The organism is Pseudoalteromonas sp. OANN1, from assembly GCF_024124685.1.
GTDB lineage: Bacteria > Pseudomonadota > Gammaproteobacteria > Enterobacterales > Alteromonadaceae > Pseudoalteromonas > Pseudoalteromonas piscicida.
Genome location: NZ_JAMXSE010000001.1, coordinates 101796 through 116806, shown reverse-complemented (window position 1 = coordinate 116806; position 15011 = coordinate 101796). Strand labels below are relative to the sequence as shown.

The 15011-nt window shown below is 39.3% G+C and carries 13 protein-coding genes; 10 read left to right on the top strand and 3 right to left on the bottom strand.

Features of this window, described 5'->3' with window-relative positions:
* Positions 1 to 424: 424 nt before the first annotated feature.
* The 10 genes from NH462_RS00570 to NH462_RS00525 all read left to right on the top strand — a co-directional run bounded on the left by NH462_RS00570 (position 425) and on the right by NH462_RS00525 (position 13469).
* A complete protein-coding gene (locus tag NH462_RS00570) occupies positions 425 to 1219 on the top strand; it encodes a hypothetical protein (RefSeq protein ID WP_253103229.1) in 795 nt (264 codons plus the stop codon).
* A 61-nt stretch (positions 1220 to 1280) separates the two neighbouring features.
* Complete coding sequence (locus NH462_RS00565) at positions 1281 to 1610, top strand: hypothetical protein (RefSeq protein WP_253103227.1); 330 nt, start codon at positions 1281 to 1283, stop codon at positions 1608 to 1610.
* A gap of 260 nt (positions 1611 to 1870) precedes the next feature.
* Positions 1871 to 5281 (top strand): GTPase, encoded by a 3411-nt coding sequence (locus tag NH462_RS00560; RefSeq protein ID WP_253103225.1) that lies wholly within the window; start codon positions 1871 to 1873, stop codon positions 5279 to 5281.
* Between the two features lie 408 nt (positions 5282 to 5689).
* A complete protein-coding gene (locus NH462_RS00555) occupies positions 5690 to 6460 on the top strand; it encodes a 2OG-Fe dioxygenase family protein (protein WP_253103211.1) in 771 nt (256 codons plus the stop codon).
* Positions 6461 to 6897: 437 nt separating this feature from the next.
* Positions 6898 to 8367 carry a gamma-mobile-trio recombinase GmtY gene (gmtY, locus tag NH462_RS00550; RefSeq protein ID WP_253103210.1) on the top strand — a complete coding sequence of 490 codons (1470 nt, stop codon included), beginning with the start codon at positions 6898 to 6900 and terminating at the stop codon, positions 8365 to 8367.
* Complete coding sequence (locus tag NH462_RS00545) at positions 8364 to 9869, top strand: VPA1269 family protein (protein WP_253103208.1); 1506 nt, start codon at positions 8364 to 8366, stop codon at positions 9867 to 9869. Before gmtY ends, NH462_RS00545 begins: the two co-directional genes overlap by 4 nt.
* 20 nt (positions 9870 to 9889) lie before the next feature.
* On the top strand, positions 9890 to 10951 hold the full coding sequence (locus tag NH462_RS00540) for a hypothetical protein (protein ID WP_253103206.1): 1062 nt from the start codon (positions 9890 to 9892) through the stop codon (positions 10949 to 10951).
* Entirely contained in the window at positions 10944 to 11594 is a 651-nt protein-coding gene (gene gmtX, locus NH462_RS00535) for a gamma-mobile-trio protein GmtX (protein ID WP_253103204.1), read from the top strand. The genes NH462_RS00540 and gmtX overlap by 8 nt, the downstream gene beginning before the upstream one ends.
* A 55-nt stretch (positions 11595 to 11649) precedes the next feature.
* Positions 11650 to 12027, top strand: a complete 378-nt coding sequence (locus NH462_RS00530) for a hypothetical protein (RefSeq protein ID WP_253103203.1) — start codon at positions 11650 to 11652, stop codon at positions 12025 to 12027.
* Entirely contained in the window at positions 12015 to 13469 is a 1455-nt protein-coding gene (locus NH462_RS00525) for a hypothetical protein (protein ID WP_253103201.1), read from the top strand. Before NH462_RS00530 ends, NH462_RS00525 begins: the two co-directional genes overlap by 13 nt.
* A gap of 31 nt (positions 13470 to 13500) precedes the next feature.
* Here the strand turns inward: NH462_RS00525 and NH462_RS00520 are convergent, their stop codons facing one another.
* The 3 genes from NH462_RS00520 to NH462_RS00515 are packed head-to-tail and all read right to left on the bottom strand — an operon-like array spanning position 13501 to position 14959.
* Positions 13501 to 14373, bottom strand: coding sequence for an FRG domain-containing protein (locus NH462_RS00520; RefSeq protein ID WP_253103199.1), 873 nt, complete (start codon positions 14371 to 14373; stop codon positions 13501 to 13503).
* A gap of 33 nt (positions 14374 to 14406) precedes the next feature.
* Positions 14407 to 14499: a helix-turn-helix domain-containing protein gene (locus NH462_RS22975; protein ID WP_366033145.1), complete on the bottom strand. Its 93-nt coding sequence runs from the start codon at positions 14497 to 14499 to the stop codon at positions 14407 to 14409.
* Positions 14500 to 14551: 52 nt separating this feature from the next.
* A complete protein-coding gene (locus NH462_RS00515; RefSeq protein ID WP_253103197.1) occupies positions 14552 to 14959 on the bottom strand; it encodes a recombinase family protein in 408 nt (135 codons plus the stop codon).
* Between the last annotated feature and the right edge of the window lie 52 nt (positions 14960 to 15011).

Genomic DNA, 15011 nt, shown 5'->3' with positions numbered 1-15011 from the left:
GGTTTAATCGTATGGAATTTATAGAGTTTTAAGCTAACTTTAATAGTGACCTGCCGAATAGGCAGTTGGAAATACTACAGACCGCCAGGAGCTATCTGTCATGGTGTGACCTGCCGCATAGGCAGTTGGAAATTAGCATTGAGGGTGGTGCAACAGTTGCTCAGTGTGACCTGCCGTATAGGCAGCTGAAATTAGGCCAGGAAGTAAACAACCACATCGTATGACATATAACTGCCGAAAAGGCAGAGGCCAATTCAAAAGCCCCAGAATTTACTGGGGTTTTTTGTTTTACGTACAACTAGCGTGCTACAAATTGATGCTTTTTGGTTGTCATATTTGTTTTTTATGTAAACATAGTGTTTTCTTAGGATTGCCCACCAATGCAGTGAAACTTTGTATATGGGATAGGGTTGAAGGAGAATCGATGGAAGTTGATGGGAAAATAATTGCTGCTTTGATAACACTATTTGGAATCTTTTTAACAACTTTGTTTGGGGTTGTGGGGTATTTTTTCAAAGTAATGCAAGACCGCCAAAAGAGCGCTAGAGTAGTGTTGTATTTATTACTAGAAATTAGATATTCACTATTAAAGTCTGCTTTTAACCCTCGCGCTGCTGCTAAGAAATACATGGTGTATTCGCAGAATAAACTAAGGAAAGTTAGCAACGAAACAAGTTGGGAAGATCACAGCCTTAATGAGCTATTTGAAAAGCTTATAATTCAATATTTAACCAATTTAAATAATTCTCAAAAATTAGATATCAAGGTTAGGCTATTAGAGCCATATGAAAAAGCTTTAAGTGAACTAGCTACTATAAACCCTATTCTTGCGTATAAGTTGAAAGGGCATGATCAATTAGAGCAGCTCATTTCTCATGTCGATGAATATTTAAAAAATTTAAACGTTCTATCAGATGAAAATTTAGGGCAAGAACTGGAAAAACAGCTAGTTCATGAGTGTTCAAGTATGATGAACGAAGAAGCTATAGATATTGTTTTTGAAAGACTTGAAGCTGATATTTTATTAGTTGCTAGAAGTTGTTCAAAAGAAGACTTCAAACAATGTAAAGCGCTACTTGATGAAGGGAGTAATCGAGATAACCTAGTCGACTTTGAGCAGTTAGATGACTTCTTAGAGCCTGTGTTTTCTAAAATTAGCTCCGAAACTCTACAGAGCAAAACCTTCTCCCAAACGCCCACTAATTCATTGGGTGTGTAAAGTGATACGATCAATAGAATATTGGCAACGAGATCTAGCAAAAGCAGCTCACAAGTTACTTATGCGAGTCATTCAAAGACAGTGGCGAGAAGCATCTTATTATTTATTGGAGAAAGAACTCTTTACTGGCTTTTTTGCAGCAAGGAAGTTACTTGAGTGCGGTAATTTTAAAGATAGCTGTCACAATAAAAAATATAAGGTTATTGAACTGCCATTCTCAAATAAAGAGCTCCGGTCCGAAAAGGATCAACAAATTGCGATTGAAAAAGGTAAAGCAGTTGGACTCACAGCTCGTGAATTAAGTAATCAGTTTATTCATAGCTATTATTTTACCCCTATAATCCTTGATGGTATCTTAATCGGTTTATTATTAGTTCATATTTCAGAATAAAGTCTGGTATTTATTTTATAACGATTTTTGAAGTTGTTGAGTTATTTAGAAATGTTGCAGGAAAAAACGGGGTCAGTGATTGGTTTTTAAATATTACAGCGTGCAGTGTAAATGTAATCCGTTTGCTTTTAAGGGTGACATAGGTAAAGTGTTTGAATATATTGAAAATTCAAAATGCAACTGATTTTAACAGTATTTTTACACGGCAAATAATTATCTATTCTAGAGAGAATGAAAATAGATGTGGGTGTATTTAAATAATGAAAATGAAAGCAAAAGTTTATGAGCGATGGGTAGACATAAATACAAACCCAGATCGTATTTGTGATTTAAACCTCAGAGGATGCCAGATTACAGACGAAGACATTGAGATACTTGCTAGTTCAGGGGTTCTTCAGCTTTTTTCGGAAATTGATCTATGTTGCAATTTTATTTCTGATAAAGGAGTTATAGTTCTTTCCCAGTCTAAGTCTTTAAAATCTCTTTCACGACTTGATCTAAGCTTGAACACTATTGCAGATGAAGGTTTCCGAGCTTTAGCCAATTCGAGCTACCTTACTTCACTGAAGTTTTTAGATATGCGTGGAAATCCGTCCAAAGGTCCAGGTGCAATTGAGCTCGTAAATTCAAAGAATATGAGGTCAGTAGCTGTACTTAAACTTAACTATCTAAAGCTAGAAGTATTAAAAGCACTTCTTCACTCTAAAAATATAAGGGCACTCTCTGAGCTGTATCTGGGTTGTGAATGTGGCGATACCGCAATTAAAAGTATCGTTGAGTCAGGGTTTTTAAGACAAATTAAAAAGTTTACTTTTGAAAGCGATTTTAGTGATGAAGGTATTATAGCATTAGCGAACCACGAACATTTACAGTCAATTTCTACGCTTGTACTGGACCAAGGTTTTGAGGGGGGGCAACCTGATGAAGGCTCCACCCCTGAAGCTTTCAATGTTCTATTGAATTCAAAGTATATAAGTACGGTTGCTACTTTTACATTGATTCGATGCGGTTTTACTGACGACAACATTCAGTCGTTAGTAAAATCAAAGTATATGAAAAATATTCAAAAGCTGAAAATTAATGAGTGTAATATAAGCTCCAACGGTGTAAAAATTTTGGCAAACTCAGACCTTATGTCTCAAATGTTAGAGCTTGGACTTTGCGAAAATTTTACGATAGGTGACAAGGCCGCCATAGCATTAGCTAACTCTAATAAAGTTAAAAACCTTAAAAAACTAAGCCTCCAGGACAACGATATTGGTATTCAGGGAGCTAGGGCACTGGCTCGCTCGAAAAATCTTCAGGGACTTATACATCTAGACCTTCGAAACAACAACTTGGCTGATATACCAGAAAATATGCATGACGATATATCGGCACTCAGAAGGTATTTTCAACTAGAAAATTTAGAAGCAGAAAAACCACTCCCCTTCTTGAGAGCTCTTATTATTGGTCAACCAATGGTAGGAAAAACAACTTTGTTTCGTGCGTTGAGCGATGAGCAAATTGATTTTGGCTCTTTATCTAGAACGCAAGGTTTTGAACGTTCAGTGATTTCTATTCCTGTTGAAAGAGTAGGCCAACCTTTGATCAATGTAAGGCTAAACTTAATGGATTTAGGTGGGCAGGAAATTCAAATGATGGCCCATAGTTTATTTTTTAAAGAAAGTGCGTTGTATCTGATTGTTGTAAATCAAGATACTCAAGGTAGTGAAGTACGGTTTTGGTTAGAGCATATTGAGAGCAATATACCTGAGCCATTGGATGCCACAATATTACCAATAATAAACCCTTCTATAGGCCAAAAGAGACAAAACATTTCAGCTAACTATTTGCATGAACTGTACCCAGAATCAAAAAAACGATTTAGAATTTCAGACCAAGTTTTTTTTCATTTAAACACAGAGGAAATGAAGTCCAAGTTGTGTGTGACAGCTGATGCAGAGAACATAAAAAAGGCAATAAGTTCGTCGTTATCGCATTTTTCATTTAAAACAGGGTTTGGTGTATATATAGAAATTTCTGAATATATAGAAAGTAGTTTAATGGACCTCTTTCCTGAGCCTTTCTATGAGATTCGAGCTTTCATGCAGGTAATTAAATGTGATAATAAAATTAATAAACTGTTGGCTAGCACTCTAACAAAAGCTGGAATTTCTCTAGATGAGTTACCTGAGTATAGGAAAGACACTCTACGTTATTTAGACTATATGGGTACGATAACAATACTCGGGAATAGAGGAATAAATAATGAAAATGAAGAAAAGTGGGTAATTGTTCACCCAGACCTAATACAAAAAGGCTTGTATTGCTTATTTCCACCACAAGATGAATCCTGCGAAAACTTTCATTATAAATCAGAATTTTACGGTAAGCTTATTAGTCGTGAACAGAAGCTCGGCATTGCAGGTTTAATCACTGTAGAAGATTTCAAAAAGTTAGTTCATTATGAATTCCGTGACACTGCTTTGTTTTATGAAGATTCTCATCAGTTTTCAAAAGATTTGCTCGATATATTAAGTAACAAGAAATTGGGTTTCATGATACCACTAGATAGAGAAAGATATATGATCCCGGCTTATACCGAGCATATTTTTCCACACAACGAAGAATTGTTAACAAAAAAAGTGCTTGACAGTTGGTCTAAGGCGCAATACGCATACGTTTTAGAGCTCGTCCATAAAGGAAATAATATTTTATTTCCGAAGTACTTTTTGTACAAACTCATGGTGCATTTTAGTAAAGGTGCTAAGGGACGAGCTACAAATTATCTTGATGGTTTGGTGTATACTTGTACTGACTCAATTCAATCTAACCGATTTATACTTAAGTGTGAAAACAGTTCTGAAATTTATGTCGAGTTAATAGGCTTGAAAGGAAGAATTTGGTGCTTTGGCTTTACCAAGGATCCAGAATTAAGTCACAAGGTTGGTGGTTTAGCAAAAGAGGTTTACGATAATATTTTTAGATACTTTTATAGTGAAACAGGGAAAACCCAATCAAAAATATGTCAGTCAATACCTTGTCCTGCATGTTTGGAACATCTAGTTAAAGAATGGAATCAAAACAGAAGTCAATCTAACTTTTCACTACAGGACAGCTGTATGTTTGTTAATGGAGAAGAAGAGAGCTATTCATCTGGATATTTTCAATGTAAGAAAAAAGGAAAGCGTTATCGCCCAAGTGAGTTAAAAGAGTATTTATATGGGCGCAATCTTGCTGGACAATGCCCCGGTGCTCAAAACTTTGAAGAAGTAGCTAATTATACGGCAATAATTTATGAGTTTCTTCATGACCAAGGATTAAGTAAGCCTTTTAGCAGCAAAGGAGACGCACTACCTAATTTGTTTGCTGGAAAAGGTACAGGGGTATCTGAAAAGTCAATTGCAAAACTTGTAAGGTGGCATTATGAGCATAGTACTGAATCAATGCCTGAGGAGAATACAATAAGGAAAGCTATGGAACACTTAATTATTAGTATTCCAATATTTAGGGTGTGGGCTGGTATTAATACAACCAGCAAGAAAGTAGCTCTAGAGCTCTACTATGGCAAGATAAAGCACGTTGCTTTAGAAATTAAATGCAACTCTAGAGAACTAATTTTGGTTTGGGAGCAAACCTATCCATTGGTTGAAAAAAGGAAGGTAATTAAATGTCTAAGGGATAAGTGAAAATGAGAGAAAGTCAATTGGATCACTTAACTGATAATGTGGGTTTGCTAATTCTCTCCAAAGCGCTCGACGTAAATTCAGGAGCATATACACACGAATTTTTTTGGCTTTCCACGCTATGCAATGACACGTTCCTAAACTCGGATAACCAGCTCAGCCGTGGAGCTTGTATAGGAACGTTTGGCGATTGTAGTCATCAAGCACGTTCAGCGTTCTAAAACGATGCCTTATGCTAGGGTAAGCAGCTGAAATTTATACACAGACTCACAGTGTAAACAAATATTTTCGAAAAATCCGAAAAATCCGAAAAATCCGAAAAATCCGAAAAATCCGAAAAATCCGAAAAATCCGAAAATTTTCCGGATTTTATCTTCGTGATTTTGGAACATCACTAATTCATTATTGAACATGAGCGATGCACATCGTTTACGCACCCAAAGAGCTCAATGGGCATTTTCAATACTTAAGTTATCGATTATATCGGAAGAGGTAATTATTATGTGCAACAATAAACTTACACTTAAGAGAGATTTTGTTCAACTGGAGTCATATCCAGAAGTGTTAAAGATACGAGGCATGGTAAAAAAGGAGATGTCTAGATTAGTCGCAGGGAAAAATGCTTCTAATAATTTGCTGCGAGGAATTCGTTGGGGAATAAGAGTTAATGATAGTTTTCAATGGACTAAGCGAAACACTTATTCACTTCCAGTGAGTTTAAACTCTGAAGAATCGGGTAAGACTAGGGAGTTCACACTTATTTCTGATGAGTTTATCAGTCATCCAGTTATTCAGGCTGTCCTCAAAAGTAAATTTGAAACTTGGGCATTCTCAGAAAAATCTGACAGTAGAGCTTTTGAAGTACAAGTATCCCTGATTGGTTATGTTGCTACTTTAACGAGTACCGCATTTCCGGCTCCAGTATACTTGCATCAAGATATGGTTGATGGTTCAGTAACTGTTTTATATATTGATGGTAAAGTAGATGGAGGAATTACCAGAGTTTTTGACCTAAATGAAGACATGATTGTGGAAGCTTCTTTAGGAGAGGGGGAATCTATTTTTATGGTTGATGAGCAGACAAAGCATGTTGTTACGCCAATTTCAGTTGGGTTAGGTTCAGTATCGGGAGTGGCAAAACGGCTGTTGATGATAGTGCGGTTTCAGCCCGTAGGCAGATAACGCTGTACTAAATATCTATATTTTATTGTCCTTAAATGTCATTATGAGCCCTGCAAATGTTAGTGGGGCCATTATATTTTATGATGCACTTTGTTAACATGCAGGGCTAATATGTAGTTTAAAGTTGGGCCTCATGAAAAGAGGTTAATTTATCAAAGTCACTTTTTACATTCTTTTACTTCACTTTTATGCCAAGTTATACTTCCATCAAAATGCTAAGTCATTGAAGTAATGATGATGCCTTTATGCAAACTTAGACTACAAACTCCAATATGTGTTGTTTGAAGTGTAAGTCTTATTAATAGCACTTAAAACTATACTAAAACATACTAATTCCTATTCTTTTAAAGTAAAAAACTAATTCTTAGTTCATTAGATCAATAGCACTTCTTATACTAATCTACTAAAACTCTTCAGCACTAATTGGTTTCGTTACCGTGTTAGTCAAAGTTCTTGCGCAGGTTAAAACAGATAATTCAGGCTTATTGATTGAAGTACCTGTGTTGCTTAGCGAATATGGCGTATTCGATCCCTTACTTGATTACGTTATAAGCCAGTCGCACATTAAAAGTTTGCCATGGATGAATCGCATTACGTTTGCTTGCCAATTGTTACTCGAGTACATGGAAGCCAACACAGGATTATTTTCAGACGCCAGCAAGTTATTTCAATCATTTGTAATGCGTTTGTCACTGGGTACCATTAGCCCAGAAGGGAATGATCCATCGGGTTTATATTGGCTACCTCGCTCTACAGCAAACGTAAATCAACTTTTATCTGCGCTAAATGGCTTAACGGATTGGCTCGCCAATAACAGAAATACAACTAGCTTAAATCCATTTGAACAAGCCAGCTCTCATCAAGAACGCCTTAACTATGCTGCATGGTACAAACGCAATCAGTACAACTTTTTAGGCCATATCAAAAGCAACCCTTTACCCAGTGTGCTTAAAACCGTGCGCAAGGTACGTGGTAAAAAGGATGTGCTTAAGGTTGACGGTGATGCCATTTCATTTCCAGAAAAGCTCTTTAAACCCTTTTTTATTCAAGGTTTAGGCAAAGCCAGAGATAAGCGCGTGGCACTGCGTGATCAGCTTATTGTGTTGCTGATGCATGGCACCGGTGTACGCGAAAGTGATGCTTTGCACCTTTGGGTGGATGATGTGTTTTACGACCCAGAAAACCCAAGTGGTGTGATAGTACGTTTGTATCACCCCGAAGATGGCAGAGCACCAAATAACTGGACTGGCCGCAAACGACAAAAAACACGCGCAGCGTACTTGGCTGAGAACTTCAACTTAATTCCTCGTAACCGCATGACGGGTACCGGCCGAATTGGCTGGAAAACCAAAGTAGTTGATGATGACGAAAACTACATTCAACTGCACTGGTTTCCTGCCTTTTACGGCGAGCTATTTGCCAAGTTGTGGCAGCAATACTTACTTTACCTATTACCGTTGCCAAGAATGCACCCTTACGCATTTGTGTCTTTTTCGCAAGCGCATGAAGGCCAATCACTCACCCTAAACGCGTTTAACCAAAGTTATAAAGCGGCCATGGCTCGCATCAACCTTGTTGTGTCAAAACCCGAAGGACGAACCCCGCATGCTCACCATCATGCTTATGGCAGACGCATGTCGAGCGCGGGCATTGATCCAAGGCTGATCAAAAAGGCACTCCACCATGCTTCGTTGTTATCACAAGCCGTATATACCCAACCCAGTATTAGAGATGTGACGTTGGCATGTGAAAGAGCGTCAAAAAACCTTGATGGTCAACACTATGCCGAGTTTAAAGAAGACGTCAGCGTGAGCTGGCAAAACGTGATGGAATCGGGCTTTGAAGATATTGATCCAGATGGGCTATTTAGCGGTAAGTACCCTAAATTAAGGAGATATAAACCATGAAAACACAGGATTATGAGTTCAATTGGTTTATCAAGAAAAACGGCTCAGGTTGGGAAACATGGCGGGAGTTGGCCTCTGCTTGGCTTGAACAAAAGCAATACGGCATTGACCACTCACGCGCAGCAATTTCACGCTTTTTAGATGAATACCTGGTACCGCGATTTATTATCGACCCCATTGAGCTTTTTACACTGGCAGATCAAGACTACAACAAATTTCTTATGTCGTTTGAGCTGAACGAAGGCTACCGTGTTAGGCAAAACAACGATGTATGCCGATTTATTGACTGGATAATTGACACCTACTACTCAGAACCAGATGACAATGGCGATCCTGTGCCGCTATTTCAAAACCCTTTTGATAAAGAGCAAAACCCCGTAAGGCGGCAGGAGACGGTCTACAACGCTTTACCCTATGTCTACATTAAACAACTGCGCCGCATATTATGCCCCGCGCCTCGAGGTCACTTTAAGCAATGGCAATGGGCCATAGACTACAGTGAGATTTTCTTCACCAATGCTCGTTTTTTAAAAGATTGGATTTTGGTTGATGAGTCGGTGATAGACACAGCAGACCCCGATTGTGTTTGGCAAAAACACACGCTAGATAAACAGCGGCAAATAAGAATTGATGGTGCACTGAGAACCTTAGAAAAGGGTGACAGCATTTACTTAATTTGGTCGCCTGTTCGTGCCATGGCTTTGTATCTTAAATTGCAGTTACCTTTACGAACCTTTCAAGTACGAATGCTGGACTCGGGTGAGGCTGATACTTGGCGTTACAGCAATGGCGAGTGGCAAATGAATACGCAACATCATTTTGCTGAAGGCTGCGATAAGCGCCCATGGCAAAAAGGGGTATTCCACCGCATTATTACGCCAGATATTGGTGATGTGATGACGGGCATGTACATCAACACCAAAAAAACCGCTGATAGAAACAAAGATGAAATAACTCGGGGATACGTGATCCCGTGGCAACATGAAGAGGTGTTGTATTGGCTAGAAAAGCTAAGAAATTGGCAAGAAAAGTACAACCCAATCAGTAAACCCACCTCTATTTACGACTTAGATTACAAGCATTTTGGTAGCACTAAAACCAAAATTCAGCGCAGTGAAATTGGTGATATTTGCTTTTTGTTTCGCAATGCTGCTGCGTATCGTAAGCGCGAACGGCGCATGCCAATTACAGATGGTTATGTTAACGCGCTTTGGGTGGCTTTGCTTGCCCAACTCGAGCACGATGTGGCGAAAAAAGAGCATACTTTAAGAGATGGTGCCAAAGTACATTTTGTAGACCCTAAAAATGCCAGAAGGCCGCTATTTCCTTTGCATGCATTACGCGTTTCTTTGATCACTTGCTACGCCATTGAGGGGGAAATACCCACACCAATATTGTCAAAGCTGTTGGTTGGCCACAGTCGTTTAATCATGACTTTGCACTACACCAAGCTCACGCCTGTGATGATGGCCAAGAAAATGCGCGAGGCCGAAGGAAAATAATCGACAAAGAAGACGATAGCTTGCAGTCATTCCTAGCCAATAAATCTATTGAAGAAATCGGCCTGCAAGCGGCGTTCAAAGACATTGAATCGCTACAAACTGCATTGAGAGTGCGTAACCCCGCTGGGTGGCAAGAAAAGTCGATAGGTATTTGTTTAGCGGGAGGCAACACCTCGCCCTTGGTTGAACATGCTTCTATTGCTGGGTGTTGGAATGGCGGCGATAAACTCAAAAAGGCGAATCGAAACCAAGCCGATCTACACGCGCCAGTACCCCACGGCATAGAAAACTGTATTCGCTGCCGCTGGTTTATTACCAGCATCCGCTATATTCAATCGCTTACGGCTCACTTTAATAACCTAAGTTATCACGCCACGGAAGCGGCCAAAATTGCTGCGGAACTCGAGGGCGAGCAAGCGAGTTTGTTGGATGAAGAATACTTTTGTGAAGTCAATGGCACTCCTTTTAGTAAGCGCGACCAGCTAAACAGCATAGACAGGCGTATTGAGCGACACAAAACCGAAGCCGATGAATACTGCAAAGACTTAGTAGCGTGTTTTCAAGTGATCCGTAGGGTACTAAGTATTGAACAAAATCGGGAAGAGCACGACTGCAAAGACAAAGTAATTGCGCTTGGCTCGGCACAAGACATATCACCATTATTTAGCTTTTTAGACACGAAATCTGAGTTTAGGCAGCTGATCCAAATCTGCGATGACGCAGAAGTATTTGCAGACTTAAAAGATGACTTAAAGAAAACCACGGCCATTAATCACAGATCAAACATGCTAAACACCATGCTAATGCGCATGGGCTACCAACCAATCCTGATGCAGCTCGACGACGAAGCGCAGCTTAAGCTTGGTAATGTGATGGTCAATGCCATGCTAAATGCCACTAAAGAGCCAGACAAAAGCAAAGCCATGACAATGCTTTCAACTTACCTTGATACTGAAGCTTACTTGAAAGACGCAGGCCTGCTCGAGCAAGGTGTACAAGCGATTGAAAGTAACACAGGCATTAGCATCAGAACATTAGCAAGCATGGCAACAGCCACTTTAGGAGTGAAGAAAAATGGCTAATCCAGTTGACCCAACCCTAGTGCTGCAAGAGCTATGCGCAAGCGCCACCGCAAGAACCGCCAATGCTTTAACGGTATTGAATGCAGTGCTTGAGCAACAAAGTAAGATAACGCCTCTCGACTTTTCTATGGCAACGATCGGGCGGCTGTCTAAAGAGCAAGGCGGCCCATCAACACAAACCATCCGTAATCGCACAGGTAAGCATTTTCAGCAATTAATTGAGGCTTGGGCAGCCTATGCAGGCACAACGTGTAAAAAGCCGCTCTCAGTGCGCCAAAAACAGCTATTGAACAGCAACGACCAACATATTCTGGATGCTATCGATGACCCAGTGATTAGAGCCGTAGTAGGCTCACTGATTGCCGAACGAAACAAATACCGTGACCAGCTCAACACATTAAAAGCCAACTCAGACTTGTTTATAGACAGAACCAAAGGCGATAAAACCAACACCACACTTGAAAACAAACAATTGGTACCGCTGGAAGTTGAAGCCATTAAAGACGCAATTTCTGATGCGTTTTTTAACAAGCAAGGCTGGGAGGTTATGCCTACAGGTCAAGTAAAAGATGCTAAGGGAAACGAGATCTATAAGCGCGGGTATGTGAATGGGATAAAAAAATTTTTTAATTGCCTAAGTTAAAATCTTTGTATTATTGTGCGTAATACATAGTGAAATTGGCTAGTAAAGGATATCGATGATGCAAAACTTCAGAGATACCGATTCAGGTGATGGGTTTCTGTATCACTACACAAGCATTGACACGGCTTGTGACTATATTCTTAAAGATAATCGCTTACTCCTAAACTCTCTTCATAAAGCAAATGCTCCAAAAGATTGTAAAACTTGGTTTCTGAGTGCTTACACGAATGATCACGAAAGATATGGCCTAAAACATGGCCTTAGAGCAGCTGAAGAGCTCAAGAAAGTTGTAAGGATGACTTGTTTTACACAAGATCAACTTCAAGAAAACCCTCCGAGCAAAATTATACTAGATATAAACCGCTGTGAATTCAACAATCCTCAAATGTGCCATTATTATGGGAAGGCTAATACAGGGGTATGTTTGAAGTGATTTTGAACGAAGATAAAAACAAAAAACCTGAAGAATTTATAGAGCTGGACCCACATGAGTGGATGTTTTGGGATGATGAACAGTTTAACGAATGGCGGCGACTAAATGATTACCCAAGAATTGTTCAGTTTCTAGAAAATAGTCTTCCAAAATTTAATAACTGGCTTTTAGACCAATCAATATCAATAGAAAGCTTGCTTTATCATGGTCCTGCGAGGTTTGTCAGATACTATGGGCAGCGAATAAATTATATTGAATATGAGGAAAACTATCCTTTTGGAGTCAAAAAGGTATTGCACCGCTTTATCGTAGATTCTGATTTAATACATGAGCCTGAGGGTAAAAAAATACAGAGTAAGACCTCATTTTTTAGTTATTTTGACTGGGCTATTAATGAAAACATCTCCGATATTGAAGATATAATTTTTCATTTTACTCCTCGAAATCGTACATCAGCAGAGGCTGATTATACAAATAGTAGCTCTAATATTACGCTAAATATTCCACGGTACATGCCGGATATATCGATGGAATCGTTAATGGCTGGGGAAGCGGCCAGTCCTCCTAGGCTTGAGCTATTAAAGCTTGGTGGGAAAGGTGTGGCTGTGGAGCAAGGACTAATAGGTCTTAAAAACTTAGAGTTTACAAACTTAGACAACCTAGTCTTAGCATCACCAGTGATTACCAGCTATCAGCAATTCCTGTTTTGTACTCTTCGTAACTTTAAAGTGGTTGGTGATTTACATGCCGCAACTTTCTATCAGTCTGTTGCAGAAATAGCTGTATCTGACGGCAAGTTAGCTAACTGTAGTTTTGAATATGGGGAAACTGAAATTAAAAAAGAGTCTTTTTTGTTTAAATGTAGGGTTAAGGAGGAAAAGTTTGCATTAAGTGCGTCTGAGTTAACAGATTGTCAAATAGAATACTCTAGCATTGTCAAATTCTCCCAAACTTTAAAAAAAGCTTTTCATCACGATGCGAAAATAGCCTATTCGCGGCTGGGATATCCTGATATTGCAGGAGAGCACTTCTTTTTAGAACAGAAAGCAAAAAGGGCAAGCTTATGGCATAGCTTTATTTATTTTGATAGTAAGAGGAATTTTAAAACTGAATTGTTATCCTTACTAGGGTCTTCATGGATGTATTTGCAAGAGCTCTACTGGGGATATGGTGAGCGCCCATTTAACATTATAAAGTCAGTTACCTTTATTCTTATTACTTTTGCTTTGATAAATTATTCCTGCAACCAATCCTCAACATATTCAGATATTTCAAATTCTTTACTCTACACCGTTCAGTCTTTTACAAACATTAAAGTTGTTGATATAAAACAGGAAAGTGAGGTTTTAAATCTCATTGGGGCTATCTTGTCACTCTGTGGTCTACTTTCCGTTGGCTTATTGGTAGCGTCACTATCAGCCAAATCGAGAAAGTATAACTAGACACGGTAAACGAGACAGCTTTTCTGTAAGTTTATTTTTGAGATAAAACATCAGACACAATTCTTTTACACAGGGAGTCCAAATCACGAAAAATGCTTTCTCTATTGATTCCGCATTTGCTTAGCTGAGCTAGGATTGCGTGTTCAGCCCCTTTTTCAATATGTATACATTTCAAAATATCGCTTCGGTTGTGTCTTTTTAAAAATGTATCTAGTGGTTCATTATTGTTGCCATGAATCGTAAATGCACTGTGCTGCAAATCCATTCTGCCATCTAAAGAGCTAGCTTCAATTGCCAGCGGATATTCCCAAGTAAATGACTTTAAAGAATTTGATGGTGAAAGCAAAAAGAGGGGATATGGTAAATACTCATCTAAAGAGTACGATTCAATATCAGTTGTTTCGTCATCACTTTTTGCAAAGTTAGACCATAACAAGCCTCCTTCAGCGATATAGTCAGGGTTTCCTGCTTCATGAGCGTTAAAAACTCTTCTGTTGCCCATTTGCGAAGGGCAATATATCAAATTCAATCCTGTCACTAATTTATTTAGGGCGTGTGGATCAAGAACCCATATTGCCCTTTGACCTTTTTCAGATAGAGGTTCTTGGGTAACGGCGAAGAACAACGCGACCAGAGGCGAACGTGACCAGTCTAGTAGCCTAGTTGGCAGACCATGGTGCTGCATTAGAGCGTAAACTTTCCATGGGTTGTGGCTCTCTGTTTCGGAGTATTTGCCATAATCACGGAGAAACCTGTATGCAACAGTGTCTTCTTTCGTCTTATCTAGCCCACGCCATTCAACTTGTGAACTGGGTTTGAAGTTGAGATCACCAACACCTCGGTACCAAAAATCGATATCGTGGTCTGCTATCAGCTCTAAGAATTGCCCCACACTTGAAATCACTAAATTTTCCTTATGATTGTCTACCACTAAAAGCTATTTTTTTAATTTAATAGCTTTATAAACTGTATTCCTAGAGAGTTTTAGCTCTCTAGCGATTGCTGCAATAGGTTGATTTTGCTTGTACAAGCGGTGGATATCAAGTTTTACGTTTTCAGATATTGGCTTGCGGCCTTTGTATTTACCGGCTTTTTTTAGCCGCTGCAATGCCCTCAAGCTGGCGCTCTTTTCTGATATTGAGTTCAAACTCTGCGAACACGGCGAGCATATCTACAAAGGCTTTGCCTGAGGCTGAGTCGGTTGAGATGGGTTGTTCTAGCGCTTGTAGCTGAATATCGTTGGATTTTAGGTGGTTCACTAAAGTTTGTAAGTCGAGTACGGAACGAGCGATACGGTCGACTCGAGTCACAATTAAGGTGTCACCCGCACGAAGGTAGCTAAGTAGTGCTTGAAACCTGTCGCGTTTGGTGTTCGATGCTGAAGCCATATCGGTAAACACCTTGCCACAGCCAGTTTCCTCAAGTTTGGCTATCTGTATATCTAAAGACTGATCTGTAGTCGAAACTCGCGCATATCCAATCTTACTCATGGCAATTGTTCATTTAGCATCTAGACTAAATAAACATAGTGCGTACTAACGC

What these genes read in the sequence shown, in the direction of transcription:
- NH462_RS00570 (WP_253103229.1), top strand. Translation starts at nt 425, where the DNA reads ATGGAAGTTGATGGGAAAATAATTGCTGCTTTGATAACACTATTTGGA.
- NH462_RS00565 (WP_253103227.1), top strand. Translation starts at nt 1,281, where the DNA reads ATGCGAGTCATTCAAAGACAGTGGCGAGAAGCATCTTATTATTTATTG.
- NH462_RS00560 (WP_253103225.1), top strand. Translation starts at nt 1,871, where the DNA reads ATGAAAATGAAAGCAAAAGTTTATGAGCGATGGGTAGACATAAATACA.
- NH462_RS00555 (WP_253103211.1), top strand. Translation starts at nt 5,690, where the DNA reads ATGAGCGATGCACATCGTTTACGCACCCAAAGAGCTCAATGGGCATTT.
- NH462_RS00545 (WP_253103208.1), top strand. Translation starts at nt 8,364, where the DNA reads ATGAAAACACAGGATTATGAGTTCAATTGGTTTATCAAGAAAAACGGC.
- gmtX (WP_253103204.1), top strand. Translation starts at nt 10,944, where the DNA reads ATGGCTAATCCAGTTGACCCAACCCTAGTGCTGCAAGAGCTATGCGCA.
- NH462_RS00530 (WP_253103203.1), top strand. Translation starts at nt 11,650, where the DNA reads ATGATGCAAAACTTCAGAGATACCGATTCAGGTGATGGGTTTCTGTAT.
- NH462_RS00525 (WP_253103201.1), top strand. Translation starts at nt 12,015, where the DNA reads ATGTTTGAAGTGATTTTGAACGAAGATAAAAACAAAAAACCTGAAGAA.
- NH462_RS00515 (WP_253103197.1), bottom strand. Translation starts at nt 14,959, where the DNA reads ATGAGTAAGATTGGATATGCGCGAGTTTCGACTACAGATCAGTCTTTA.